This window comes from Alteribacter keqinensis (assembly GCF_003710255.1).
Classification (GTDB): domain Bacteria; phylum Bacillota; class Bacilli; order Bacillales; family Salisediminibacteriaceae; genus Alteribacter; species Alteribacter keqinensis.
Genome location: NZ_RHIB01000001.1, coordinates 212676 through 235534, shown reverse-complemented (window position 1 = coordinate 235534; position 22859 = coordinate 212676). Strand labels below are relative to the sequence as shown.

Here is a 22859-nt window from a genome sequence, read left to right as displayed (position 1 = left end):
CCACTCCTTGTATTTATTGGCTGCTTTCTAAGAAATTGTTCCTTCAGGTAATAAATTAATATTGATGCTACCGAAATGCCCTTCCTTTCTACGCCCGCCTGTGTGTCTGCTCCCCATTACGGGCTCTTCCCCCGGCAATTGCTCACGCAGAGTCTCGAGCATTCCGGCTGCATCGTTTTTGCAACAATCTCTTGAAAACAGTATTGATCATTGAGGTGTTTCTAATTTATAAATTACGCCACGCTGATTTAAACTCCAACAGGAATTGCCACTTCCAGTTCACAAACAAATGCTTCGCTGTTCATTACGGCATCAAGGGATTTATCCTGTGTCTTTTTTAATTGAAATGCTGCAAGATCTTCTGAGGAGTAGTTCATCATTCCAAGCCCGAGCTGTGTACCGTTGATGTCACGGATTTTTACGACAGAGCCCTTGCTGAAGTGCCCGTCAACCTGGTAAACCTGACTCGGAAGAAGGTGGGCTTTGTTATCAACAATCGCTTCTCGTGCTTCATTAATGATCGTAATTTCCCCTTCAGGACCAGAGTTGAACGCAATCCACTGACGCTTATGATCAAGATTGTGTACGGTTTCCTCACAGGAGAAATAGGTTCCTCTTGCTGTTTCGTCAACAGCATCAATAAGAATATTTTTCACACCGGAACGTCCGAGGAAAGATGGAATGCCGGATGCCATTGAGATCTTAAAGGCATCGATTTTTGAGCGCATACCGCCTGTTCCCACAGCAGAGCCTGGTTCACCGGCCATGTCTTCGATTGCATCAGTAATCTCAGTTACTTTTGGCAGCAGTTCTGCATTTGGATTTTTACGTGGATCATCATCGTACAACCCGTCAATATCGGATAAAATGATCAGTTGATCTGAATCCACAAGACCGGCTACTTTCGCAGACAGTGTATCGTTATCGCCAAAGCGGAGACGGTCTGTCGTGATGGTGTCATTTTCGTTAACAATCGGAACAATGCCTCGTTCAAGAAGAACATTCACGGTGTTCCTGACATTGTTGTATCGTTTTTCGTCGGAAAAGTCGCCGCGTGTAATTAATATTTGAGACGCAGCATATCCGTGTGACGAAAAGAGTTCGGAATAGGTTTCAATTAAACGGCCCTGACCGACAGAAGCGGCTGCCTGTTTTTCAGGCAGTGATGTCGGACGGTTTACGAAGCCGAGCGTTCTGTAGCCTGCTGCTACCGCTCCTGATGATACGAGAAGAACTTCGTGGCCTTGATCTTTAAGTTCCGCAACCTGGTCTGTAATCTTTTCAAGTTTTCTTCTGCTGATATCTCCTGATTGGCTCGTTAGTGAGCTGCTTCCAATTTTAATTACAACACGTTTTGTTAAAGTCATTAATTTCATCACTCCTACGTTCTATAAGACTTCTTATTGGTGGGCTGGTGTTTTTTCCAGTTGTTTGCTGATTTCTTTTGAGCGGTTCATTGCGCCTTCAACAGCTGCTTTAATTGCTTTACCGCCGCCGTTTTCAGCAAGTGCTTCCAAGCCGGAAGCTGTTGTACCGTTTTTGGACGTTATATTTTCTCTGAGCTGTGCAGGGGATTCCTCACGCTCAAGCATCATTTTCGCTGCTCCGAGGATGGTTTGGGCGCCGATTTCTCTTGCCTGCGCCGGATCCATTCCGTTTTCTCTTGCAATCTTTTCAATGTGTTCCATCAGGTAGTAGTAGTATGCAGGACCGCTTCCTGCAATTCCTGTGAAAAGGTCCATCTGATCTTCTTCGATCACATAAACTTCACCGATTGATTTCAATAATGTCTTCGCCATCTTTACATTTTTCATCGTTACATGCTCACCTGGGGAAATCGCTGTCGCTGATTCCTGCAGCATGCTTGATGTGTTAGGCATCACACGGATAACCTGCTGATTTGTGTTTAAATGTTCTTCCATAAAGCTTGTTGAGATCCCGGCAAGAACACTCATGACCACCTGATCGGGTCTGATTTGATCTTTTATTGAAAGAAGTGATTGTTCTGCATCCTTTGGCTTCATCGCAAGAATAATCACATCTGCTGATTGGATGGGCAAACGGTCACGTACCATTCCCTGAATTCCGTATCGATTGTGAAGCTCGAGCAACCTCTCTTCGTTACTTCTGTTTGTAACAATCACCTGATGCGGCTCAAGAGTTCCGGTTTTTACAATGCCGGAAATCATCGCCTCTGCCATGTTTCCTGCACCGATAAATGCAACGCGTAAGTTAGTATCCATATCTATATCCAGCTCCTTTTTTATCTGTAAGCATTTGTTGTTCCGTCCTGTTGTTCAATCCGCTATTTATCGTAACACTCTCATTTTTGACTTCAAGGGGTTAATGTGAGGTAGTGAGGATAAACGGCAAATAGTGAATGAAAGCGCCTCCATTATTCCGACAGGGTCCTCTAATCACGATATACGGCACGAGAGAGCGTGAGAGGACACGAGACGCTGATTGGAAGTGGGCAAAAAAAAGACAGCGGTTCTAAAACCACTGTCATATCAGCCTTTTATAACTGTTGTTTCTTTTGAAGCATACGTGCATATTCTTCATCTAAACGTTTTTTCTCATCTTCATCCCCAGATTCACCGAGTTTTCCTAGCAATTCTGCAAGCTTCAATTCAATAGCAAGCTCCGCCATCGCCTCTTCCTCTTCGGCTCCGGTATGAAGGGGGTTTCCGAGGGTTTCCGGCTCCTGGACAATGCCCCGTTTGCCTGCGATTTCGATGACCCGGTCAGCTAAATGGCGGATAAGGTAGCGATCGTGAGTAACAAAGAGTATAGTACCGGGATATTCACTAAGGACTTCCTGGAGCGCTTCTTTTGTGGGGAGGTCGATAAAGTTTGTAGGTTCATCGAGAAGAAGTACGTTCACATCACTGAGAAATACTTTTGCAAGTGCTGTTTTCACACGCTCTCCGCCGCTGAGTTTTGAGACTTCCTTGTGAACCTCTTCCCGTTTAAATAAAAGCCTGGCCAAAATCGTTCTGACAAACTCTTCAGTATACCTGGTCGTGTCCATTACATTCCCAAGAATCGAATTTTCTTCATCGAGATTCTCCAGCTGCTGATAGAAAAAACCGATCTTAGCCGGCTTTGCAACACGTACACCACTCTCCCTGTTTTTAATCATGTTCAGGAGGGTGGATTTGCCTGCTCCGTTACAACCGGTGATTGCAACTTTCTCTCCCGGTTTAACAGCTGCCCGAAGCTTTTCAATCAGAAGACGGCCGGCCGCTTTAACAGTAACATCTTCGAAAGCTACAGCTGTTCTGCTGTGTAGTGGTGTGAACCTCTCCATATCAAACGTCACTTCGGATTCTGTCCTCGGTTTGTCTTTCTTCTCCAGCTGGTCAATTCTTGACTGTATCGCTTTTGTCCCTTTATCCAGTTTTGCTTTCTTTTTTCCTACACTTCGTTTATGAAGCCGGGCTTCCGAGTTCCCCATTCTCCTCGGGGCTTTTCTCAGTGCAGTTGATCGCTGTGATATTTCAAGCTTTGCTTCTGTGAGCCTGGCCTTTTCTTTTGTATACTGCTCATACTCAAACCAGTCCCGCTCTTCTTTTAACTGCTTTTGCTCTGTGTAACTGGAATAATTCCCATCATATATGAGAAGCTCGCCATTCTCCACTTCCCATATGGATGTGCAGACACGGTCCAGCAGTTCCCGGTCATGAGAGACGAGCACTGCCGCTCCTTCTCTTTTTAAAATCCCTTTCTCGAACTGTTCAACCCCCTCAATATCGAGGTGACTTGTCGGTTCATCAGCCAAAATCAGCTCAGCGTCAGAGGAAAGGACAGCAGCAATTTTCTTTCTTGTTTCCTCACCGCCGCTCATACCCTTTCCATCGGGAACAGCCCATTTGCTGCGCTCTTTTTTAGTAACCGGCATCTGTCCTGCTTCGAGCTGTGGCAAATAGGCCCTGTCAGCAAGGGCAAGAACTTCGCCTTTGTCGGGTGGGAGCTCACCGGCCAGTATTATAAGAAACGTCGATTTCCCTTCCCCGTTCCGCCCGACGATTCCGATTTTCTCCCCATTATAAATACTCAATTTCTCCGTTTTAATAATGACTCTGTCGCCATAACTTTTCTCAAGTGGTGCAGTCTTTAGTAAAAGCATAAAAAATCCTCCCTGATAAGCCTGAGAGGATTGTGTGCATTCATTTTGGGCAGACCTCCCCCCTGAAAAGGGCGGTCTTGTTCGATATGAAGGCTCCCTTAAAAATGTACACACTAATCCTATCCAGACAAAATGATTTCTTGTTAAATGAAATTCTTGTCTTTGAAAATAGGATTACTGCTTCATCGTATAAGGTACCTTCCTTTCCATTAATTAATACCATCATATGTGAATGAAAGCGTTTTTGTCAATTTCGAAAAGGAGAGGGTGAACGCTGAATTGATGTAGGTTGCTGCTAATTTACGGTTACAACTCTTATCTGCGTTTTGCCCCCTCGCTCCGCCCCAGCCTGCGGCAGAGAATGACTCCTCCTGGTGCTGCCGTGCTTTTTACACTTGCATCTGCTTATTTAACGTTTAGCTCACGCTTTTTAACGGTTACTGTGACCGTTTTTGCACTTCGCCGCCGTCATTCTACGTTTAGAACCATTCCCACTACCTCTTCACTTCCTCCACATACAATCCGTCATCTGCAGATTCCACACTCACTCCAGCCGGAACTCTCAAATAGATATAAGTGCTTCCGTGATAGCTGGATGAAGAACGATGACCAAAGGGGTCGTCACTGTCATTATCCTCCATAAATTGAGAGATAGTGAACTCTTTACCCAGGTTGGCAAAGCTGATATTTGTCTCTTCCAGATGAATCTGCAACTCATCCTCGTGAACAACCAGGTGCGGAGCGTTAATCTGGCCTGTGAAGTCAAAGCCATCCACATAGGACCTCCCCATATATAGGTACGCTTCCATTTCCCCGTCCAGTTCATCTGTCGCATCTACAATAACCGATCCGTCAAAGTAGTCTCTGTACATGGCATTAACAACCACTACATCATCGAAATAATCAAAGGTAAAGCTGTTCACAAGGTTTCCCACAGCTTCCTCATAACGCCCTTCATTCAATAAGGTTCGAAGTTCTTCCTCTGCTTCAAAAGCCGCCTCATATTCCAGAGCCACCGTCTGATTAAACTGCTCACCCGGGATCAGGTAAAATGCAGCTGCACAGATAAGAAGTGCACAAATGTAAAGGGTAAAAAACCAGTTCCGGCTTCTGCCTTTAACCATGGCAACTCCCATCCTTCTTTGTTTTTTTATAACAAAATAAATACCGCCGAACAAAAGAATGAATACAACCAGTTGTAAAACCATAGCCAGCATCATGATAAACGCACCTCCATTTTATTCGTAAGCCACGATGTCAGGGAGTATAGAGCAGTCGAGACAATGATGGCTTTTAACATGAACAGGAGAAAAGACGATTCACCGGAAAAAAAGGTAACGATTTGAGCAAGAACCCCTCCTTCACTTCCCCCTCCCGTAAAAGCAAAGCCGAAAAAGATGACCGGCACCAAAAATGTAAATACTCTGTTTATCTGGCTCAGATTACCGAGAAGGTAGCCGAGTGACCCCAACAGGAAGATATACAAGACAGCCGCAGCTGTCCCCATCAGTACTTCCAATGGATTTTGCAGCATCGATTCCGCCCCCATATATTCCACACCGTGGATAAAAAAGGCGGAAATTCTTATTGCATAGCCGCTGAGGCTCGCCGTAATTCCTGCAATAACGCTTGCTGTCAATAAGAAAAGAACGTTGGCCGCATTTCCGCTCAAACGGTTCGTCACAAAGGCAAAGTCATCGTTTTTGTAAGCCTTGGTTGTAATTAAAATCGCAGTAATAAAGCACCAGATCATCGAAAAAATGATCACCACCGACGAGGTATAGTGTGTAACGGAAACATAAACCATTTCACTTCCCGACCCCATCTGTGATGTACCGTTCATAGAAAAAAGAATGGCAAGAAGCTGGAGAATGACCAGAGTTGAAAAAGCATTCTTGTAGGCTTTCACTTTAAACCAGTACTGTTTTTTTACAACACTCCAGAAGCTAACTGCGGTTAAAGACATCATCAATTCCCCCTGTTCTTTTTTCAGTCAGATACATGCTCATATCAGTAGCCGATACAGGAGAAACTGTAAGCCCCGCTTTTTCATATCCGGACCTTAAATCTTCCCGCTTTATGACGGCATAGCTTTTATTTACCGGAATGTCCCGTTTATGAAAAACATCGATTCCTTCTATCCATTCTTCGACCTGCTCATCCGGCCCCTGTATTCCAACACCGTACTCTTTCAAATCAGAAACAGACAGGTGCAGGTGACCGGTCCCGTCTTTGATTAAAAAGACGTCTTCAATTAACTCTTCAATTTCATTTAGATGATGGCTTGAAAGCAGAAGTGTCCGAGGGTGAGCAAGATAGTCTTTCAAGAGCGCTCTGTAAAAGTCACTGCGGACAGCCGCGTCCATCCCGGTTGTCGGCTCATCAAAGATCGTCAGTTGGCACCTTGAAGACAGACCGAGAATCATATTAAAGGTGCTCCGCATTCCTTTTGAAAGCCGGTCGTGACGCTGTGACCGCTGAAAGGAGAAGTACTCAAACAACCGTTCAGCCAGTTCTTTATCCCAGTTCGGATAAAACGAAGCTGCTGACTCCAAAATCTCGTAAACCGTCAGGGAGTTTGGAAGATTCATAGTGTCATTAATAAAAATCGTGTTGGCAGAAGCATTCAGACTATTAAATGGATTTTCCCCAAAAACCATGACCTCCCCGGAAGTAGGCTTTTGAAACCCTGCCACAATTTGAAGGAATGTTGTTTTCCCGGCGCCGTTCCTTCCAATGATCCCTGTGATTTTATTCTCTTCGATGGAGACTGACAGGTCATTAACTGCCTTTTTCTCTCTATATGTTTTTGTCAGGTGACTGCATGTAACTGCGTTCATGACTTTTCCCCTTTCGTTTCCGACATACTTGTTTTAATCATGGTTATAAGTTCCGATTCGCTTACGTTTAAATGATTGGCCTCTGCAACAACATCTTCGACCAGTTTCGTTAACGTGTTCGTCTTCCTTTTGTTCAAAATAATTCCTTTCGCCTCCGCTGCTACAAACATACCGAGCCCTCGCTTTTTATAAAGAATGTCTTCTTCAACAAGCTTTGTTAATCCCTTGGCTGCTGTGGCCGGATTAATGTTCATCATTTCTGCCAGCTGATATTGCGAATACACTTTTTCATCTTCTGTAAAGTTCCCATTCAAAATTTCTGTTTCAATCCACTCTGATATTTGAACATAAATAGGTTTGGCGCCATCTGGATTAATAATCAAAAGGAGGCACCTCCTCTCAAGGTTAGTGCGTTAGTGTTGTAATGTAGTATATGTTATTGTGGTAATTTTTGCAATATGCTGGGAATATTTATTTTCTGATGGTGCTGATGGTCAGGGATGGAGGGGCAGGCTCGCTCTCTTTTTCTGACATTTATGTTAAGGATTCCGATACGATTATTAAAAATTCACACTTTTTTTGTTAAGAATTCCTCCCTCTTTGTTAAGAATTGGATATCTAAGCCTAAATAAATGGAAACTCTTCTTTAGTACCATCTCTGGAGCAGGACCACACGCCCTCACGCTGCACAAAAAAAAGACCAGCCTGCAGACTGGTCTTTTCTTAACTTAATTTTTTGTATCTTTCACAAGGGACAAGATTGTTATCGGTCATCAAAAACGGATGACACCGCTGGAGGCGGTCTTCTATTTTCTCGCATATGCGGTCGGCACTGTATGCACAGACAGAAATTAATTTATTCTCACTGACCATCTCATCAGCAATTTCTTCAAATTTAGCAACCTCATCCTGCAGCTCACTGTCTTCCCCCCACTCCACATGAGCCCACGTACGAATACCTGGGATTTCACCTTCATAGGGCTCAATCAGCCTGGAGAAATAATTCTGAACTTTATGGATATGAAAATTACCGTTAAATAGATAAAACTGAAAGTTATTCATATAGTGAATCTTCTTTTGCTGTTTTTCAGTCAACACTTCATTTAACTTAGACTGGAGCGCGGGCATGATCCTTTCGCTTTCAATCACAGCGACATCATCACCCGCATTGACTCCTTCCAAGATAAACGTGACAGCGTTGTTCAAGTATGCTTCACTGTCGTTAAACTTGTAAAAAATGTGACCTCCGTCTCCCTCTCTCATCCTTTTCACTGAAGCGGAAATGAATTTATGCATATATGAAAAACTCCTCGTAATACAAAATGAGCGAAACATCCGTTCCCATCCAGTGTAACAGTTCTGGAAGGAAACATAAACACACCTCCTGTGTAAAAATGTATGTATCGCATCCCGTGAATATTTGTACTACACTATTATTAAGAGACATTAATGGAGGAAAACATATGACACCCAAAGACAACGCAGCAGGATTTTTACCCAGACTAGGCGCACTTCTGGCGGACAGCTTTCTTATCCTCCTTCCCGCCACCCTGATCGTATCCCTCGTCATGGGGGAAAACTGGTTTACCTTTATTGAACGGTCCGGGTGGGATTACGCATACGTCGTTTACCTGACCGTGACCCCTCTCCTCTGGAAAGGGTACGTTGTCGGAAAGCGGCTGCTCCGAATCCGGATCGCACGCATAGACGGGAAACCTCTCACCATTTGGACCATGCTCATGCGGCAGGTTATCGGCTACTTTCTCCTCGCCATGTTCACCTTTGGACTCACCACCTTTATCAGCCTCATCCTGGTGATCGTGAGAAAAGACCACCGTAGCCTCCATGACCTGATCGCCGGTACCTACGTGGAAAAAGTATAGGCAAAAACAAAAGCGTAAGCGCCTTGATTACGAGCGTAAAGTATTTTTTAGGCTATCAAATTCAAGCCGCTTTTTGGCTTGGCGCAGTAGCTGGACGTGGAAAAGTTTTACGAAAAAGTTATACTTAAAACTAAGAATTTATAAACTGCTAAAAGACGGAACCCATCTTACAATGACGGTTCCGTCTTTTTTTTGTTATTGATATTCGTTAATCTCTTTAACCAGAATATCAAGCGCACTGCTTTCTTTCGATGACTTCATCATCTCAACGTAGTCGTTACGTCTTTTCTTAAGTGTATCGAGCGCTTTTTTTAAGGACACCTCTGTAAGGTCCTCTTCTTCAAGCTTCAAGGCAAAGCCTTTTTCTTCAAAGGATTGGGCATTGAGAATCTGGTCACCCCGGCTCTGCTTTTTTGTCAGAGGGATGATGATCATCGGGATGTGAAGAGCAAGAAACTCGAATATGGCGTTTGATCCCCCACGGGTGATCACCATATCTGTAGCAGCCAGAATGTCAGCGAGCTCTTCATTCACATATTCAAACTGCTTATATCCATTCACTCCTGTCAGGTTCTCATCGAGGTTCCCTTTTCCACACAGGTGAACAATCTGATAATCCTTTGTAAGCTCGTTTAACGATCCTCTGACCGAATCATTAATTTTCTTCGCCCCGAGACTGCCTCCCATAATCGTGAGAACAGGAAGCTTGCGCGTGAAGTCAAGCATCGCTCTTCCTTTTTCAGCAGAACCTGCAAGGATCTCCTTCCTGATTGGTGATCCGATAACGGTTGTTTTCGCTGAAGGAAAGTACTTTCTTGTTTCTTCAAAAGAAGTAAAGATCCGCGTTGAAAAACGCTGGGATATTTTATTCGCAAGCCCCGGCGTCATGTCACTCTCGTGGATAAAAATCGGAATCCCCAGAGATCGTGCAGCAATAATGACCGGAACAGAGACGAATCCCCCTTTTGAGAACACGAGAGAAGGTTTGAGTTTTTTTAGAACAGAGCGCGCTTCCTGGCACCCCTTTATGACACGAAACATATCAATAATGTTTTCTTTATCGATGTAACGGCGCAGCTTCCCGCTTCGAATGCTGTAGTAAGGAATGTTCCTCTTTTCAATAAGCTCTTTTTCAATTCCTTTTTTCGAACCGATGTATTTGATGTCCCACTTCGACTGGTCAAGTTCATTAATAATGGCAATGTTCGGTGTCACATGACCGGCTGAACCGCCACCTGTAAATACAATCGTTTTTTTCGTCATAAATCCTCCTGATTAACTGCTATTTGTTTCTCCATTATAGCGGATTGGACACAGGTTTTGGAATGATGACTTTAGATTGTTTTTGAAGTTGTTTTATTCTCGTACCTCAATGCAGTATGTGAAATATGTACGATCACCCTGTTCATCTTGTCCAGACAATCTCTTTCAATCTTTAATAGAATACTAGAGGTTGACTAACAGGAGGTAAACATCATGCTGATAAACAACATCATCGCTACAGGGTTTAAACATATGGACAAACCGTACCTGTTCAACGCCCGGCCATTTCAGACTGAGACGTTTGACTGCAGCTCTTTTATTCAATACATCTTTTTTGTACACGGTATCAGCCTGCCCAGGTGTTCAAGACAGCAGTATCTTTTCGGAACCCGTGTAAGACAAGATGACATCAGGCGAGGCGACCTGTTATTTTTCACGACGAAAAAGCGAAAACGCCTTACCGGCCTGCAAAAAATCGGACACGTGGCCATTTATCTGGGAAATGGCAAAATGCTTCATACATTCCGTCCTGTCCGTCGTGTCTCTGTTTCAAAGCTTGATTCGAAGTGGGAGAAAAAATATCAGGGAGCCCGGCGGATCATAGACTAGCAGAGGCCCTCGTTGATCGTTAAAGTTTGTTAATCACCTTTGTATAGTTGTTCATCGAGTTCCACGGTTTGTTCATCAATTTGCCCGATTTGTTAAGCGAATTCTCCCATTTGTTCATCGATTTGTTCATTATCAGCCATGAAACCCTCCCCCTCCCTCACCCGTATACACTACCACCGACTAATGAACGGAGATGATCTCTATGACGACTATGCATTTTTCCGACAACTTTTTCTCTGCAGGAAGAACGACCATCTACAACGGAGGTAAAAAAAATCGGCTCCCTCGATTTAAAAAGTGCGTTTAATTCCAACGTGGATATCCTTAACAAGGACGATGAACTTCTCGTGAAAGGAGCATTCCCCTTCTTCTCCAACAGATGGATCATCACGGATTACTCAGGGAAGCAGCTGGGTATACTCAGGCAGAACATTACGTTTTTTTCAAAAAAATACGAGTACGTAACCGACAGTCGCGGCACATATACAATTAATGGTAAAGCACTCAGCTAGGAGTATGTAATCATTGACGCCAACGAAAATGCTGCCGGGGAATTCCAGAAGGTGAGCAGCTTTTTCGAATCCTCATCCTACGAACTTAAGAACCTTTCAGAGAACATCAGCGATGAAGAAATGATCGCTGTCGTCATGGGCGTAAATATGCTTAACAACCGCAAGAAACGAAACAACCATGCACCAAGATGATCCCGGTGCACTGTCACCATCCGAACTTTGTCGAAACCATAGTCCTCTATTCAAAGTTAATATAAACAGGGTGACTCCTCCATTTCCATGAAGGAGTCACCCTGTTAGTTTTGAACTGAAACTACTACTGATTTATGACGCTGCTTCCTCTTTTTTCTCCTCTTCTGTTTCCACGCCAAGGGATTCTTCTACTTTTTCACCGTGACGGCCGATTAATAGAATGTAGAGGGCGATTCCGACGCCGATACCCCACACCGGTCCGTATGTAGCAGTAAGCATACCGATAGCTAGAACCACCCCTCTTGAGATGTTGCTCTTTACGAGTGACATCGCCACGTAGGCACAGGCAAATCCCGTTAACAGGAGAGATACGCTAAGTGCGACCGGGAAGATTGGCATGATTATCGCAATCACCGGCAGCAACAGACCAAGGGGGATGGCCATAATGTAAAAGTTCATGGGACCATCATAAATGGATTCCATAACGTTCCGGCCTTTTTTATACCGCTCAATGAGGAATACCTGAACCCCTGTCCAGATTGGACCGTGAATCCACAGCAACGGTCCGGCTGTCATCAGCTGGGCTGCGTTTCGTGCAGCCAGAACAAAGTGGCTTCGTGTTGGGTTAATGTCGATCTTTTCATCTTTCCTCGCTTTATCTGCCCCCCTTAAAAGGGTATGAGCAATCACCAGGTCACCAAAAGCAAGAACATAAACGACCAGGGCGATGGGAAATACTGCGAGGAACACTTCCCATGAAGGTATGCCGACAGCCCAGATCGAGAGTGTGCTCATTGTTTCAGCAATGGGCGGAACGAAGAATCCCCACTCCATTTGAAACGTCATTTCTCCTGTGAAAAAACCGACGCCCCCCGCTACTAAAAGGGATAGGAGTAGGGCATTTGATCCCATCATAATCTTTGACCTTGTATCAGGAAGCTTTGAAAATGGAATCGAAAATAAAAGCACCAGGACGATAACCCAGGATGTGATGAGAGAATACGGCATACTCGGCAGGCGGTTAATTTCCGACTGGAACGCGGCAATAGCAGCACCCATAATAATACCTGCCTTTAAGGCGACTGGTACCATGTTGTTAAAACGCTCCCCGAGCTTTGTTAAACCAAAGAATAAAAACAGGGCGATCACCACAAGGAAAAGGGCAATCATTCCTTGTACAGCATCAATTCCCGGAGCGAGTGTGTTCATGTAAACGAGGGTTAACGGTAACGCCGGCGTTATCGCCCCGGCAGCGTAAATGTCCCCGAACAGAACCGTTTGGGCCAGTACCCAGAAGAGCATGACGAGACTGACTGTCCAGGCAACTTCAAACGACACTTCAAAATACGTCATCATTAAAGGCGTGATTGAACCACAGGTGGCTAAAAGAAGAAGACCCCCTTGAATGTGCTGACTGGGTGTTAACTTCAGGTGCACACCCGGGAGCCGCATTGTAAACGGCCCCCACTTAATCCCCGGCTGTATCTCCCCATACTTCCTTTCAATCTTCATTCTTTATCCTCCCCGAAATAGTCGTTAGAACTTTCTGATAAATTAAGGCAGATTATTTTGCTGCAAGTGCGGTTTTTGCTCTATGATCAACAACCCGTTTCGCTTTTCCTTCAGACCTCGGAATGGAATGAGGCGGCTTTAAGTACACATCCATCGAAACGAGTGCCTGTGTTTTCAGTGTGTGTTTGATTTTATTCACAAGCTCCGGACCTTCTCCCTGGTTCAAGTCCCCATCAGGCAGTTTGTCAAAAAACGGGTCGCACACTTCCACGTGAAGTTCCGCATGGTCCATGGAACCTTTTTTCTTTAGGTGGATCTGATAGTGGCAGACGAGCTCGTCCATTTGCAGTATGTTTCGCTCCACTTCAGAAGGAAACACGTTCACCCCGCGGATAATAAACATATCATCGATTCTCCCTTTAACCCGGCTCATTCTTGTTGAGGTTCTGCCGCATGCACATTTCTCACGGGTAATGGAAGCAATATCCCCGGTACGGTAACGAATAACCGGCAGCGCTTCTTTTGTGAGACTCGTAAAGACCAGCTCACCGTCCTCCCCCTCCGGTACAGGCTCCAGCGTATTCGGGTCAATGACTTCTGCAATAAAGTGATCGTCTGCAATATGAAGTCCATCCTGGCAGTCCACACATTCCATGGCAATCCCCGGACCCATCACTTCACTGAGACCGTAGATGTCCATCGCTTTCAGGTCAAACATGTCTTCGATGGTATTTCTCATTTCTTCTGACCATGGCTCAGCACCAAGGATGGCAAACTTCAAGCTTGTTTTCTTTGGCTCGAGGCCTTTGGCAATCATCGTTTCTCCAATGTTCAGGAGATACGAAGGTGTGGAACAGATAACCCTCGGTTTAAAATCTTCGATCAGCGTTATCTGCCGTTCAGTATTCCCTCCGGATACAGGGACAGTGGCGCACCCAAGCCGTTCGGATCCATGATGAAGGCCGAGCCCTCCGGTAAAAAGACCGTATCCATAGGCATTATGAAGAAGATCCCCTTTTCTTCCGCCGGCAAGATAAATCGACCTGGCCACAATGTCCGACCAATGATTGATGTCATTCTTCGTATACGCTACAACAGTCGGCTTCCCACTCGTTCCTGAAGATCCGTGTATACGGACTATCTCATCCATAGGTACAGCTACAAGGCCAAATGGATAGTGATCACGAAGATCTGTCTTTTTGGTAAAAGGAAGCTTTTTGAGGTCATCAAGGCTGGTGAGGTCCTCCGGTTTCACACCTGCTTTCTGGAACTTCTCTTTGTAAAACGGGACGTTTTCACAGACTTTGTCTACAGTGGTTTTGAGACGAGCAAACTGAATGGATTCCATTTCTTCTTTTCCCAGTGTTTCTTCCCGAACATAAAATGACATGCACTCTTTCCTCCCTGTCATAAAAAAATAACGCCAAGTAACTTTCTCGTTATATTAAAAGTAACGGCATATGAAAGCGCTGTCAATACGAAGAAAGGATTATTATTGTTATTTTCTAAATTAACTGATAAATTTAGATGTTATTTACAGGTGGCGTATTTTTTACGTCACATTAATTCCAGGTTATACGATAGGGAATGGATTGAGGGGGTTGAAGCATTGCTGATGAATCGGGAGATAGCTGGAGGATCCAATTTAATAAAAGAAGATATCCAATTGCCAACATTCAGGGAGGAATTTTTAATAATAAAGGTGCAATCCTTAACATTGGGAGCCGAATAACAAACTTCCAAAAACGAAGCAACTGCAGGCTTTTCCACAAAAAAACCGGCCGTCTCCGGCCGGTTTTCCTGACTTAATTTTTCCACTTTCCAACCTCTTCCTGAACCTTGCCTTTTGCCTTGTCCTTCTTGCCCTCGCGCTGAAGATCCTTATTGTTCGTGAGGTTTCCTGTCTGGTCCTTCACTTCACCTTTCGTCTTGTTTACGTTCCCTTTTACTTTATCAGATGTACTGTCGTTATTGGCCATATTCAATTCCTCCTTTATGTGTTAGGTGTCTATTACCGGTCATGGAGGACGTAAAACGTTCCATTCGACTCATTTTTTCTTAAACCGGTCTTTTCTCTCATCTTCTTCCTCAGGGCCAGGCTTGATTTTTAAAAACTTGCTGTCCCGGAATTATTCATAAAACTCAAGACTGGAGTGTCGCTCATTCGTTCCAATCAACACCTTCTATAAATCTCCTGTTCTTTCCCTATTGAAAACCCTTCAAAAAGTCTCCCGCCGAATGGCTCGAGCACATCCTCTACAAAAGAGATGACCTCCCCTTTTTCACCTGTCCGGTAGTAGGTATCAAACGCGTTTATAAAATGCTTAGCCATTGATTCATCGTATTCGTTTAATGAACGGACAATCCATTTTGATGCCCCGATCCACTTCCCGTTTGTACGCAGCAGAAATTCGTGGACAGCTTCTCCCAAACTTCCTGCAATAAAGATTCCCTCTCCACGATCGTCAGATCCGGTAAAGTCATCCAGCAGGTCTGTTAAAAAATACTGCTTCATCCTTAGCATTGGCTCGTCCCACTCTGCAGGGCCGGCATTGAGGCTCTCTTCCGCTTCTTTTTTTATCCTTGTAATCAATCCACTGTCTGCGAGAATTTTTCCTTCTTTGACCATTCGCTGCAGACAAGCCCGGCCTCTGTCTGCATCACTCTTAAAGAAGTCGCGGTACGAATTGAGGTTATAGACAAAAACTTCAACAGGCCAGCCATTGTATGTAAGTGATTTTCTAAAGGCATATGCGACCTTTCCGCTAAAGACGACGATGTCCAAGTCGGAAGTTGAAGTGGTTTGCCCTCTCACTGTACTGCCGGCCAAAAGCGCTCCCTCACATTCAGGATAATTCTCTTTGATGAATGACTGCGCCGTCTTAAACGGGTCTCTTCTTTTCATTCCTTTTCACCAACAAAATAATGATTTTTCCGGTAGGCGGTTGCTTCCATTGCGGCAATTAACTCATCATCGCTTAAAATGTCTATTTTGTACCACGCTGTGCGATAATTTTTCTTGATCTCTTTAGCCGAAGCCTTCAGTCGTGCACCGTTTTTTCCCGCTGCCATATAGCTGATAGTATTGGTTAATGCGACAGCCGTCCTGCCGTGTGAATTGCAGGCAGCAGCGAACACAAAATCAGCAATGGCAAAGGTGACCGCTCCGTGAAGCGTACCGTGGGCATTGAGCATATGTTCTTTAACCAGAAGTTCAGCAGCTGCCTCTCCTTCACCAATATCAGTAAGCTCGATTCCCAAATGCTCCGCATAGGTATCTTTTTTCAAAGCACGGACGATATCCTCTTTAAACTGGTGGTGACGTTCACGGTCTGTTAACTCACTCATCTGAATTCCTCCACTTTTATTTATCTGAATAATAAAATAACAATATCGTTATTCTACCATGTTAAAGGGGGGGTAATACCTTTTTCTATACCAGACTGGATTGGTTATTCCAAACAGCGTTTTTTACCGGAGCCGGGCAGGACAAACAATTTCCAATAAAGAAAGCCCCATTACCCGCCTTTTGTTCACCTCGTCTGTGTTACACGAATACGTTGAAGGTAGCGATACTTAACAGGTGGAGGAAGCGAGATGGGGCCGAAAAAATACGGGAAGAAACGGCAGTTCAGTCAGCCTGTTTTGGATGAGAACGGGAAAATAAATAAAAACAGCATACGGGAACTGCAGACACAGTTGAACCATGCTGAAAAAGAATCCAGCCCGGCCCTTTCTTCAGGAGAAAGCAAAGTCCTGGCAGGAGTATGGATTCAATTTGCCGGCTCGGCTCTTGAAGCAATCGGAGTGACGGAAGAACTTCAGGCTCTTCAGGAAGAAGGCGAAACAGATGATGAAGGACTGGCATTGGAGCGGCAGGCGGTTTCCGGGGTCTGGCTGCAGACAATCGGAACAGCCCTCGCAGCATTTGGTTTCAGTCTTGAAATTTCACCTGATGAACGCCAGCAGATCCAGGGAAGAAAGCTCGGTATTATCGGAGCCTGGTTCGAATCCTTCGGCACTGCTATGGAAGCTCTTGCAGAGACAAAGTTATTGATTGATGATATTGATGAGCAGATTCCCTTTTAAAAGAAGCAGTCCTATGATACATAATTCATGAGACTCCCTCTTTCTTTGTATATAAATACCGATCACTCCGTCAAGGATTGTGAGAATTCCTGCAGCCGGAAGATACAGGTTATTTTCTTCAACCGTAAACTCAAATTGAAAATTGGTTGTGTCTGACTTCCAAACGTGATCTTCTCCATCTCCAGAAGCATCAGATTTCATTCCCGGGTAACTCACAATATTGGAGGATTCTAATTCAAGACCCTCTTCTTCTAAAAATACAGCAAGATCTTCAGAAAGAGTCAGATTTGTTTCTACGTTTTCAACATAGTAAAACGGCAGATTTTTCTTACTGCGCTGCTGTAGCCGGCAATCTCAGTTTCATAGTGTGAAAGCGCTGCTGCAATATCAGTTTCATACAATCCGGCAGTCATGCTTACAGTTGTGAACCCTTCTTCTTCTGTTATCCAAACTTCATAACTTGCGTAGCTGTTGAATAAGTCCGGCAGTTCATCCATTAATGCTTCGGCACGCTCATCCTCTACCGTTATATGCAACATTGTTTCGATCACTCCACAATTCTCTGCAGCGACTTCTTTTTCGATATGAGCATATCCACTCAGAAAAACATGAAGAGAGAGAATTGTGAGAGCGACCACCCACTTTTCCAACTTTATGTACCCCTTGTATTTTCTGGTAAACTCTTCAAACAGCCTATTATATTTTTAAGCGTTTCTCCATTTATGATAAAGATTTGTAAGTTATCAGCAGCTAACGTTTGTTTTCATATGGAAAAGAATGTTATGGTACATTTAATTGTACTTAGGATGAAAAGGAGGTGCAGTCTTGCTTTCAGATGTTGAAGAACAGATTTTTCTGCACGAAATTGAAAAAATGAAAATGGAACTTGAAGAAAGCAATGACTACACGTTAAAAGAGAGAATCCTTCAAGACATTTTAGAATTATATAAAGTACTTGATAAGCACTAATGATTATCATCCAACAAACAAACACCTCCACTTTTCTTAAGGATTAAAAAGGCATGAACTTCATCCATTGAAGTCCATGCCTTTTATTATTCTCCTAATTTTCCTCGGCTGCCATTGCATCTTCTTTAGTTTTTTGAACCGTACCAAACGGGTGCTCCGGCGGGGCGTAGATTGTGTAAAGCTTGAGAGGTACATCACCCGTATTTGTGAGGTTATGCCACTTTCCTGCCGGTACAAAGATTGCGTAGTCTGAAGAGGCTTTTGTTTCAAACGTTAAATTATCCTCACTGTCCCCCATTTGAACGAGTCCTTCACCTTCTTCAATGCGGAGAAACTGATCAACGTCGGGATGTACTTCCAAGCCGATACTTTCACCAACTTCAATACTCATCAGCGTTAACTGCAAATGCTCTCCTGTCCAGAGTGCAGTACGGAATGTATCGTTTTGTTTCACTATTTCCTCAATATCAACGACATAAGGGGTCTGCCCGTAATCCTGAATGTCATCCCGGTACAACGAACGGACTGCTTCTTCATCTTCCGCCGCCTGTAAAAACACCTGCTGAATCAAAGGATAGAGTGTGCTTTGAGCATGTTTACGGTAAGTCTTCGAGGATTCAGACCCTAATTGATGGGCTTTTTCCAGGCCTTCCCGCAAGTCCTGGAAACGGATATTTTCCATTTGATAAACAGGCTGTACTCCGGTCAGGGAGTGATAAAGACTGGCAAACTGGTTAAAGTGCATGTATCTGTTTTGGGCAGCTTGAAGAATGTTCTGCTGCTGGTCCTGGTTTGGCATTTCATGCGCCAATCTGCTGTAGAGGTCCACAGCAGTTGCTTCTTTGTTCAATCCTTCTTGAATGGCTTCTACAATTTGATTCGAGGTGTTTCTGTAATAATATGGATACGAATACACGTTAGTCATTCCTTTCATAGGCATTCTCTCTACACGATATGCCTGTGACTGGAAAACGTACGTTGGTCTATTTAAAAGGTTACCCTTAAATGAATCAGGAAAGGTGTTATAACCCTTCATTGATATTCAACTTCGTTGAACGGAATACACTCCCTTTCCGCGTACTCGCGCCGAGCCTCCTCGGGGCTTTATCTGTCTCGCACTTCCGCAGGAGTCTCGTGTATTCCGTTCAACTACGATGCGCTGTAAACATAAGAGGAACAGAATAATTCAGCTGAAAAAAGCCCAAAGCCTATTTTCATGCGCTATGGTACGAATACGTTTGCATCTCTGTTTTCGTAAAGATTGTTGTTTTTGCTGAAAGATAAGGAAGCCGAAGTTTCTGAGACTTCTGTGGCAGTGACGAGCTTAACACTACAAATAAGCAAACAGATTTTATTTGTACATTCATTAAAACACGAGTGGAGAATACTCCCCACCCGCTCACTCCTTATTTTACCGGAATCCAAATTTCCGAGTAATAGGTTTCACTCATTGGATCGCCTTTTTTATACATTTCAAAGTCCATAGTCCCTGCATGCTCATAGTTACTTGAAGGAAACCATTCAGAGAAGATTTGCTCCCACGCCTTTTGCATAGCATCAGGCATTGCACCGTGAACTTCGAAAACAGCCCACTTTGAAGCAGGAATCTTGATCTGTTCAAACCCCTTCGGAACTGCCCCTTTGAATTCCGTTGCGACCCAGTAATCCAGCATCTCATTTCCTTTATCCACACAGACCCCGAGTACCCCTTCCAAGTCTCCATTATTCAGCTTGAAGAGTGTTTCGGACGTTCCGTTTTCGTTTACCTCTCCCCACAGCTTTGGAATTTTCCTGCTTTGCTCGTTATCAACCATGGACATCTCTCTGTGGATGCCAACTGCCTGAAACTCTTCTCTCTCTTCAATTCTGTAGTTCATCGCCTTTTCTCCTTTCAAGGTTACGTGAATGAGAAGCCGGTTGTAGCACGAAAGACGAGCCCCGGGGTTCCTTGCTTCCTTAGGAGCAATTCCGTGCTGCCTGCGAAACGCTTTTGCAAATGACTCAGGTGTTTCATATCCAAAGGCCAAAGCTATATCAATGACTCTCCGGTCTCCCCTGGTCAGTTCTTCTGCTGCAAGAGTGAGTCTTCGTTTGCGGATGTATTCTCCCACCGTCATGCCGGTCAATACCGTGAAGGCTTTTTGCAGGTGAGCCGGTGACATATGGGCCGTTTTAGCAGCTTCCTCCATGGAAACAGAATCCGGCAACGCTTTTTCAATTATGTTAATGGTCTGCTTTAACGACTCGACCAACGTCATACAATCACCTCCTGATTTCATTTTATCTCCCCGCAAAACTGTCATCCTGTCATTTTAAATCCGGTAAAGACCGGTCTCTGTGAAATAAAAATGAACGCAACAAGTCTTATTTCTTAAGCTTAAATTTAAATTCACAAACGCCTTCCTTTAAAACATATTGATCATGGTCCACTTCAAAATCTTTGTTATAGCCTTTGGCAATGGATGGGTCGATCATTTCACAATATAAAATCCCGTATTCGCCCATATTGTCATCTGCCCACTGTTGTCCAAACGGGCATGCTGTAAATGTCTGTTCAATCACCTCGGGGGAATGGTGTGTTTCCATTTCAAAGAGTTTGCTTCGTCCCATATCATAGTTTGACAGGTAATTTTCGATCGTATTATCCTGACCAAGGTGTGCGGCTCTTTCGGCAATTCCCTTCCCTCTTGCTTCGCCAAAGGTTCTCACACCTTCACGGACGGCATCTTTTCCTTTTTCGCCGTATACATCCACCACCGCTTTTGCGACCTGACCGAACAGTCTGGCCATCTGACTGTAAATGACTGCTTCATTCTGATCCAGCTTTTTCTTTTCAGTCCGGCTTGGTATGTAATCGCCTAAGATGTGTGTTTCCCCTTCACCGGCCGCTCTTAAAGAAATATTTTGAGCGAGGTCAAAACCAAATCTGCTTACACCTTTTTGAATCAGCTCTTTTCCATGTTCTCCGAATGCGGCGTTCACAGCCGCTTCCACATGGGTGAACAGTCTTGCTGTAATACGGTACATGGACAACGTGGGTAAAGGCTGGCGGTTTATTTTCATTCAGACTTCCACCTCTCTAAAAAAATTGTTATTCATATCGAATAAAAAGATCATATCCGATGACATTTAGTTCAGCTAAATTAATGAAGAACCTTCAATCCGTGAAAGATTGAAGGTTCTTCGTTTTAATTAACTAACAACCAGTTCTTTTTCGCTCAGGGCAAGTGTCTCTGCTGTTGATGCCTGAATTTCTCTGAACATTTCAGGGTTATCCGACAGGGAGACACCATAAGAAGGAATCATTTGTTTAATTTTTGGTTCCCAGTCATTCATATGCTGCGGGAAGCACCTTTCCAGTACATCAAGCATGACATGAACGGCAGTGGAAGCACCCGGTGACGCACCGAGCAGTGCAGCAATGGAGCCGTCAGCGGCGCTCACCACTTCCGTACCAAATTGAAGGGTTCCTTTACCGCCTTCCTCGGTATCCTTGATCACCTGCACACGCTGACCCGCCGTTACGATCTCCCAATCTTCGCTTTTCGCGTTTGGGATAAACTCACGTAACTCATCCAAGCGCTTTTCATTCGATAACAGCACCTGCTGGATCAAAAATTTTGTCAATGACATCTCTTTTACGCCTGCAGCCAGCATTGTAAGAACATTATTCGGCTTTACGCTTGTGATTAAATCAAGGTTTGAACCTGTCTTTAAAAACTTTGGCGAGAAGCCTGCAAACGGTCCGAACAGCAGCGCTTTTTCATTATCAATATATCTTGTATCAAGGTGTGGAACAGACATTGGCGGAGCGCCTGACTTCGCTTTACCGTAGACTTTTGCATGGTGCATGGCTGTAACTTCAGGATTTTTACACACCATAAACAGCCCGCTTACAGGAAATCCTCCAATCTGTTTTGATTCAGGAATCCCTGTCTTCTGCAGTAAATGAAGGCTTCCTCCTCCGCCGCCGATAAAGACAAACTTCGCCGTATGGTGTTCAATATTACCGCTTTCATTATTACGCACTTTTACTTCCCATGAACCGTCGCTTGTGCGCTTAAGATCCTCCACACTGTGATTGTAGTTAATCTCGACGTTTTCACTCTTTAATTGGTCAAACAATGTGCAGGTTAACGCACCAAAGTTAACATCCGTTCCGGTATCAATTTTTGTTGCGGCTATTGGTTCATTTGATGTTCGGCCTTCCATGACAAGAGGCAGCCACTCCTTCAGCTTCTCAGGGTCATCGGAGTATTCCATCTCCTCAAACAACGGGTTATCTGACAGCGCTTCCATACGTTTCTTTAAAAAAGTAACGTTCTGTTCCCCTTGCACAAGACTCATATGAGGTATTGGCATGATAAAGTCCTGTGGCTTACGAATAAGACCGCAGTTCACAAGGTAGGACCAAAACTGCCTTGAAATTTGAAACTGTTCATTGACTTTTACAGCTTTGCTGATATCGATCGACCCGTCAGGTTTTTCTGATGTATAGTTAAGCTCGCACAGTGCAGCATGGCCCGTACCGGCATTGTTCCACTGGTTGGAGCTCTCTTCACCTGCATTTGCAAGTTTCTCAAAAACTTTGATTTCCCAGTCCGGCGCCAATTCTTTCAGTAATGATCCCAATGTGGCACTCATGACTCCGGCACCAATTAAAATAACGTCGGTTTTCTTCTGGATGGTACTCATTATAGGCCTCCTTCTTCACTTGCACAAAAAAACAACAGGCTGTCCTGCCAGGGTCTTCAAGGCCCTGCCCGGGAACATCCCTTTTAAGTCTCATAAAAAATTATCCAAGACTATTATAATAATTTCCACAATAAAATATCTAGTATTATCTGATAATTATATACTA

General features: G+C 44.2%; 25 protein-coding genes. 5 read left to right on the top strand and 20 right to left on the bottom strand.

Annotated elements, in window-relative coordinates:
* Nucleotides 1-248: 248 nt before the first annotated feature.
* The 8 genes from proB to EBO34_RS01040 form a co-directional block, all read right to left on the bottom strand.
* Nucleotides 249-1376 (bottom strand): glutamate 5-kinase, encoded by a 1128-nt coding sequence (gene proB, locus EBO34_RS01075; protein WP_122896118.1) that lies wholly within the window; start codon nt 1374-1376, stop codon nt 249-251.
* A gap of 24 nt (nt 1377-1400) precedes the next feature.
* Nucleotides 1401-2243 (bottom strand): pyrroline-5-carboxylate reductase, encoded by an 843-nt coding sequence (gene proC, locus EBO34_RS01070; protein ID WP_122896117.1) that lies wholly within the window; start codon nt 2241-2243, stop codon nt 1401-1403.
* 275 nt (nt 2244-2518) lie between these two features.
* Nucleotides 2519-4129, bottom strand: a complete 1611-nt coding sequence (abc-f, locus tag EBO34_RS01065) for a ribosomal protection-like ABC-F family protein (protein WP_122896116.1) — start codon at nt 4127-4129, stop codon at nt 2519-2521.
* A gap of 494 nt (nt 4130-4623) precedes the next feature.
* A complete protein-coding gene (locus EBO34_RS01060; RefSeq protein WP_122896115.1) occupies nt 4624-5349 on the bottom strand; it encodes a hypothetical protein in 726 nt (241 codons plus the stop codon).
* Nucleotides 5346-6095 (bottom strand): hypothetical protein, encoded by a 750-nt coding sequence (locus EBO34_RS01055; RefSeq protein ID WP_122896114.1) that lies wholly within the window; start codon nt 6093-6095, stop codon nt 5346-5348. Before EBO34_RS01055 ends, EBO34_RS01060 begins: the two co-directional genes overlap by 4 nt.
* Nucleotides 6076-6969 (bottom strand): ABC transporter ATP-binding protein, encoded by an 894-nt coding sequence (locus tag EBO34_RS01050; protein WP_122896113.1) that lies wholly within the window; start codon nt 6967-6969, stop codon nt 6076-6078. Before EBO34_RS01050 ends, EBO34_RS01055 begins: the two co-directional genes overlap by 20 nt.
* Complete coding sequence (locus EBO34_RS01045) at nt 6966-7352, bottom strand: GntR family transcriptional regulator (protein ID WP_122896112.1); 387 nt, start codon at nt 7350-7352, stop codon at nt 6966-6968. The genes EBO34_RS01050 and EBO34_RS01045 overlap by 4 nt, the downstream gene beginning before the upstream one ends.
* Nucleotides 7353-7692: 340 nt before the next feature.
* Complete coding sequence (locus tag EBO34_RS01040) at nt 7693-8265, bottom strand: MEDS domain-containing protein (RefSeq protein ID WP_183163657.1); 573 nt, start codon at nt 8263-8265, stop codon at nt 7693-7695.
* A 167-nt stretch (nt 8266-8432) separates the two neighbouring features.
* Between EBO34_RS01040 and EBO34_RS01035 the strand changes: the two genes are divergently transcribed.
* The gene (locus tag EBO34_RS01035; RefSeq protein ID WP_122896110.1) at nt 8433-8852 is read left to right on the top strand and encodes an RDD family protein; all 420 of its coding nucleotides are present in this window, start codon (nt 8433-8435) and stop codon (nt 8850-8852) included.
* Between the two features lie 195 nt (nt 8853-9047).
* Here EBO34_RS01035 and murG read toward each other — a convergent pair whose 3' ends face one another.
* On the bottom strand, nt 9048-10115 hold the full coding sequence (murG, locus tag EBO34_RS01030; RefSeq protein WP_122896109.1) for an undecaprenyldiphospho-muramoylpentapeptide beta-N-acetylglucosaminyltransferase: 1068 nt from the start codon (nt 10113-10115) through the stop codon (nt 9048-9050).
* 213 nt (nt 10116-10328) lie between these two features.
* On the opposite strand from murG, the gene EBO34_RS01025 reads away from it, so the two are divergent.
* Complete coding sequence (locus EBO34_RS01025; RefSeq protein WP_122896108.1) at nt 10329-10724, top strand: C40 family peptidase; 396 nt, start codon at nt 10329-10331, stop codon at nt 10722-10724.
* A 563-nt stretch (nt 10725-11287) separates the two neighbouring features.
* Nucleotides 11288-11428 (top strand): hypothetical protein, encoded by a 141-nt coding sequence (locus EBO34_RS20510; RefSeq protein WP_183163656.1) that lies wholly within the window; start codon nt 11288-11290, stop codon nt 11426-11428.
* Nucleotides 11429-11560: 132 nt separating this feature from the next.
* Here the strand turns inward: EBO34_RS20510 and EBO34_RS01015 are convergent, their stop codons facing one another.
* The 5 genes from EBO34_RS01015 to EBO34_RS00990 form a co-directional block, all read right to left on the bottom strand.
* Nucleotides 11561-12940, bottom strand: a complete 1380-nt coding sequence (locus EBO34_RS01015; RefSeq protein WP_122896106.1) for a hypothetical protein — start codon at nt 12938-12940, stop codon at nt 11561-11563.
* Nucleotides 12941-12992: 52 nt separating this feature from the next.
* Nucleotides 12993-14330: a phenylacetate--CoA ligase PaaK gene (gene paaK, locus EBO34_RS01010; protein WP_122896105.1), complete on the bottom strand. Its 1338-nt coding sequence runs from the start codon at nt 14328-14330 to the stop codon at nt 12993-12995.
* Between the two features lie 415 nt (nt 14331-14745).
* The gene (locus EBO34_RS01000; RefSeq protein WP_122896103.1) at nt 14746-14919 is read right to left on the bottom strand and encodes a CsbD family protein; all 174 of its coding nucleotides are present in this window, start codon (nt 14917-14919) and stop codon (nt 14746-14748) included.
* Nucleotides 14920-15113: 194 nt separating this feature from the next.
* Entirely contained in the window at nt 15114-15845 is a 732-nt protein-coding gene (locus EBO34_RS00995) for a nucleotidyltransferase domain-containing protein (RefSeq protein ID WP_122896102.1), read from the bottom strand.
* Nucleotides 15842-16288 (bottom strand): PaaI family thioesterase, encoded by a 447-nt coding sequence (locus EBO34_RS00990; RefSeq protein ID WP_122896101.1) that lies wholly within the window; start codon nt 16286-16288, stop codon nt 15842-15844. Before EBO34_RS00990 ends, EBO34_RS00995 begins: the two co-directional genes overlap by 4 nt.
* A 249-nt stretch (nt 16289-16537) precedes the next feature.
* On the opposite strand from EBO34_RS00990, the gene EBO34_RS00985 reads away from it, so the two are divergent.
* Nucleotides 16538-17029, top strand: a complete 492-nt coding sequence (locus EBO34_RS00985; RefSeq protein WP_122896100.1) for a hypothetical protein — start codon at nt 16538-16540, stop codon at nt 17027-17029.
* Here the strand turns inward: EBO34_RS00985 and EBO34_RS00980 are convergent.
* A complete protein-coding gene (locus tag EBO34_RS00980) occupies nt 16991-17230 on the bottom strand; it encodes a hypothetical protein (protein ID WP_142996756.1) in 240 nt (79 codons plus the stop codon). The two genes, EBO34_RS00985 and EBO34_RS00980, sit on opposite strands and share 39 nt — an antisense overlap.
* 92 nt (nt 17231-17322) lie before the next feature.
* Nucleotides 17323-17679: a hypothetical protein gene (locus tag EBO34_RS00975; RefSeq protein WP_122896098.1), complete on the bottom strand. Its 357-nt coding sequence runs from the start codon at nt 17677-17679 to the stop codon at nt 17323-17325.
* Between the two features lie 175 nt (nt 17680-17854).
* Here EBO34_RS00975 and EBO34_RS20505 point away from each other — a divergent pair, with 175 nt between their 5' ends.
* Nucleotides 17855-17998 carry a hypothetical protein gene (locus tag EBO34_RS20505; protein ID WP_183163655.1) on the top strand — a complete coding sequence of 48 codons (144 nt, stop codon included), beginning with the start codon at nt 17855-17857 and terminating at the stop codon, nt 17996-17998.
* Nucleotides 17999-18092: 94 nt separating this feature from the next.
* Here the strand turns inward: EBO34_RS20505 and EBO34_RS00970 are convergent, their stop codons facing one another.
* From EBO34_RS00970 to EBO34_RS00955, 4 genes are all read right to left on the bottom strand, one after another.
* Nucleotides 18093-18932, bottom strand: a complete 840-nt coding sequence (locus EBO34_RS00970) for a cupin domain-containing protein (protein ID WP_122896097.1) — start codon at nt 18930-18932, stop codon at nt 18093-18095.
* Between the two features lie 472 nt (nt 18933-19404).
* Entirely contained in the window at nt 19405-20256 is an 852-nt protein-coding gene (locus EBO34_RS00965; RefSeq protein WP_122896096.1) for an AraC family transcriptional regulator, read from the bottom strand.
* A 106-nt stretch (nt 20257-20362) separates the two neighbouring features.
* A complete protein-coding gene (locus EBO34_RS00960) occupies nt 20363-21061 on the bottom strand; it encodes an L-2-amino-thiazoline-4-carboxylic acid hydrolase (RefSeq protein WP_122896095.1) in 699 nt (232 codons plus the stop codon).
* Nucleotides 21062-21190: 129 nt separating this feature from the next.
* Nucleotides 21191-22693 carry a malate:quinone oxidoreductase gene (locus EBO34_RS00955; RefSeq protein ID WP_122896094.1) on the bottom strand — a complete coding sequence of 501 codons (1503 nt, stop codon included), beginning with the start codon at nt 22691-22693 and terminating at the stop codon, nt 21191-21193.
* Between the last annotated feature and the right edge of the window lie 166 nt (nt 22694-22859).